Origin of the sequence: uncultured Rothia sp. (genome assembly GCF_963555405.1) — a bacterium.
Classification (GTDB): Bacteria; Actinomycetota; Actinomycetes; order Actinomycetales; family Micrococcaceae; genus Rothia.
In genome coordinates, this window is sequence record NZ_CAUVVO010000023.1 from 1 (window position 1) to 3,076 (window position 3,076).

The window sequence follows — 3,076 nt, forward strand, 5'->3', positions numbered from 1 at the left end:
TCGAAATGATGTTTGGTGTAAAAGCCAACGGGGGTTCAAATCCCTCCACCACCGCACCAACGAAAACCCGTCGAGATTCGTCTCGGCGGGTTTTTGCATGCCTGGATTGTTTTGGGGTGGTGTTGGCGGGGGCGTTGGTGGGTGTTTGTGCGGTGGTATTTACTGTGTTTTATAGGGTGTGTGCCACTTCGGGGGCTTTCCCGGTGCTTGCGGTTTCGGGGCTGGGTAAAATCGTAGTATGCGTATTAAGATTCTTGACCACCCGCTGGTCTCTCACAAGATTAGTGTTCTGCGTGATAAGAACACTCCGTCCCCGATTTTCCGTCAGCTGGTTGATGAGCTGGTGACTCTGCTTGCCTATGAGGCGACTCGCGAGATCCGCGTGGAAGAGGTTGAGGTTGTGACTCCGGTGGCGACTACTACCGGTGTTCGTATTGCTGATCCGAAACCGCTGGTTGTTCCGATTCTGCGTGCTGGTCTGGGCATGCTGGAGGGTATGACCCGTATGGTTCCGACCGCTGAGGTGGGCTTCTTGGGTATGGCTCGTAACGAGGAGACCCTGGATATTGTGACTTATGCTGAGCGTCTGCCGGAGGACCTGACTGGCCGTCAGGTGTACCTGCTGGATCCGATGCTGGCTACCGGTGGCACTCTGATTGAGGCTATTAAGTTCCTGCGTAAGCGCGGCGCTGAGTCTGTGACTTGTGTGTGCCTGATTGCTGCTCCTGAGGGCATTGCTGCTCTGGAGAAGGGTGTTGAGGGCATGGAGAATGTTGACCTGTTCTTGGCTGCTCGTGATGAGCGTCTGAACGAGAAGGCGTACATTATTCCGGGTCTGGGCGATGCCGGTGACCGTCTGTACGGTCTGGCTGAGTAATAGCCAGGCTGAGCAAGCTTATTTGCTTACGGTGAGCGGGCGCCTCTGCATATGTATGTGCGGAGGCGCTTTGCTATGTCTTGTGGGTATTCGGTGGGTTGCGTGCCGCGGTGTGGCGGTGCGTGTCTAATGTGTCTGGGGCTTGGGTGGCGATGGTGCGGCTGGGTGTTGGTGTAGGCTTTTGCAACACCCTCCCTATATGTGATTAGGAACACATTAAAGCATTTGAGGGCGCTTCAAGACTTCAAGCATATTCACAGTCTCACATGAAAATGCAGGGCATGACCCATGCATAAAAGAAACCGTGAATATTTATGTGAGAAAAAAGCTGAAAGCCTCAGGTTCCGCATGAAACCTCCCAAAATAGGGGAGGGCTATTGTACTCCTGTTACCGCCAGAGGTATATCCACTATGTCGAATCCGCTTGATTTATCCGTCAAATAGGAGAAATATTAAGTATGAGGATTGAGACTCGAACAGGTATTGGGGACTGTTTGACTCGGCGTCACTTCCGGCGCACCCCACACCACGTACGACAGGGATCCCGTACACAGACTTTGAGAGAAGGTTGAACCATGTCAGGCGCTGTACCTGGATATGTCCACATCTCCCAGCGCGGCCGCGCCGCTAAGCGTCAGGTCGTGCAGCCTCAGCGTCCCGCTGCTCAGGCCGCAACGTTGCGTCCGATGACTTTCTCAGCCGGCGACCCTGCCCACAAGCAGGCTCAGGAAAATGAGGCACGCGGCTTCGTGCTTTACGTGGGTTTGAATGAGGAGCTTGCCGCTGCGAACGGCACCTCCCTGGTGCGTATCGTTCAGGATTTGCGCACTTACGCACACCATCTGGCACCTGAGTCGGAGTCCTACGCCGCTGTGGCGTTGGCTCCGGTGAATGCTGAGGGTAGCGACCTTGAGGTGGTGCGTAATGCGCTCGGTGATCCGACCGCAATGTACATGCATCCGGAGGCGAATGTCGCCCGCGAAGCAGAGACCACGAACAGCCACTCTTCGGGTGTTCTGATTGACCTGGCGCGCCGCGAGGTGTTCCTGGACGGTGAGCCGCTCATGCTGACCTTCAAGGAGTTCGAGCTGCTGGCGCACCTGGTAGAGAATTCTTCCCGTACCGTGGGTCGTGAGGAGCTGCTGAAGGCGCTGTGGAGCTCGGGTGACGAGCATCCGCACGAGCGTACGATTGACGTGCATATTCGTCGTCTGCGTTCGAAGCTGGGCCGCCTGTCGGGTACTGTGCGTACGGTGCGCGGCCAGGGTTACCGTTTCTTTGAGCACCCCGAGGTTGTTGTCTGGGCTGCTCCGGAATACTCGATTTAGCGTGTGCAGAATTTAGCTTCTGTAGAGTGCACCCCGGTGTGCTGGCGTGATGCTGGTGTGCCGGGGTTTACTTATGCCTGCTTACTTGTGCCTGCTTACATGTGTCTGCGGGGCTCGTTCACGTGGCGGTGTGCAGCACGTGTTGGCGCCCTCTAGATAGAATGGGTGTATGGCTGAAAATTCTTCCAACACTGCATCTGGCTCGCACCGCCGCGGGGTTAAGCGTCTGATTATTATGCGCCATGCGGAGGCTGATTGGGGTCTGAATGATTTTGATCGTCCGCTGACGAAGCGCGGTCATGAGCAGGCTGCCGCTGCAGGCGCCTGGTTGGCGTCGCGCGGTTATATTCCGGAGCAGATTATGTCGTCGTCGGCGTTGCGTACTCGCCAGACGACGACTTGGGTTTCGGATGGTTTGGGGGCGAAGGCGCCTACCGCTCATCTGGATGAGAGGCTATATGAGGTGTCTGCGTCCCGCATCATTGCGCGTATTAACAGTGTTTCTGAGAATGTTCATTCTCTGATGGTAGTGTCGCATCTGCCCGGTGTGCAGGATGCCGCGCAGCGTCTGATGAGCCCCGATTCTGACCCGAATGCGTCCATGGATGTGTACTATGGCTTCCCGCCCTCTTCCATTGCGGTGTTTGAGGTGCCGGGGGAGTGGGCTCTGCTTGATGGTGCGGATGCGCGCCTCGTGGATTTCAAGAGCTTCTAGGCTTCGCGCCCGAATATAGTGGGCATAGCAAAAGCCCCGTACCAGCCGGTACGGGGCTTTTTGTGGCGGAGACGGGGGGATTTGAACCCCCGGTCGAGTTTAACCCCGACCCTTCATTAGCAGTGAAGTCCATTCGGCCGCTCTGGCACGTCTCCA

Annotated in this window: 3 protein-coding genes and 1 tRNA gene; 3 read left to right on the forward strand and 1 reads right to left on the reverse strand. The window is 56.4% G+C overall.

Features of this window, described 5'->3' with window-relative positions:
• Window positions 1-238: 238 nt before the first annotated feature.
• The 3 genes from upp (at window position 239) to RWL87_RS08890 (ending at window position 2,920) form a co-directional block, all read left to right on the forward strand.
• Window positions 239-877 carry a uracil phosphoribosyltransferase gene (gene upp / locus RWL87_RS08880; protein WP_070832204.1) on the forward strand — a complete coding sequence of 213 codons (639 nt, stop codon included), beginning with the start codon at window positions 239-241 and terminating at the stop codon, window positions 875-877.
• Between the two features lie 575 nt (window positions 878-1,452).
• A complete protein-coding gene (locus RWL87_RS08885) occupies window positions 1,453-2,205 on the forward strand; it encodes a winged helix-turn-helix domain-containing protein (protein WP_070832201.1) in 753 nt (250 codons plus the stop codon).
• Window positions 2,206-2,374: 169 nt separating this feature from the next.
• Window positions 2,375-2,920: a histidine phosphatase family protein gene (locus RWL87_RS08890; RefSeq protein ID WP_313969641.1), complete on the forward strand. Its 546-nt coding sequence runs from the start codon at window positions 2,375-2,377 to the stop codon at window positions 2,918-2,920.
• Window positions 2,921-2,983: 63 nt separating this feature from the next.
• On the opposite strand, the gene RWL87_RS08895 is transcribed toward RWL87_RS08890, so the two are convergent.
• A tRNA-Ser gene (locus RWL87_RS08895) sits at window positions 2,984-3,075 on the reverse strand.
• Between the last annotated feature and the right edge of the window lies 1 nt (window position 3,076).

Bases quoted from the DNA above. Each gene is read 5' to 3' on its own strand.
- RWL87_RS08885 (WP_070832201.1), top strand. From the start codon at position 1,453: ATGTCAGGCGCTGTACCTGGATATGTCCACATCTCCCAGCGCGGCCGC.
- RWL87_RS08890 (WP_313969641.1), top strand. From the start codon at position 2,375: ATGGCTGAAAATTCTTCCAACACTGCATCTGGCTCGCACCGCCGCGGG.
- upp (WP_070832204.1), top strand. From the start codon at position 239: ATGCGTATTAAGATTCTTGACCACCCGCTGGTCTCTCACAAGATTAGT.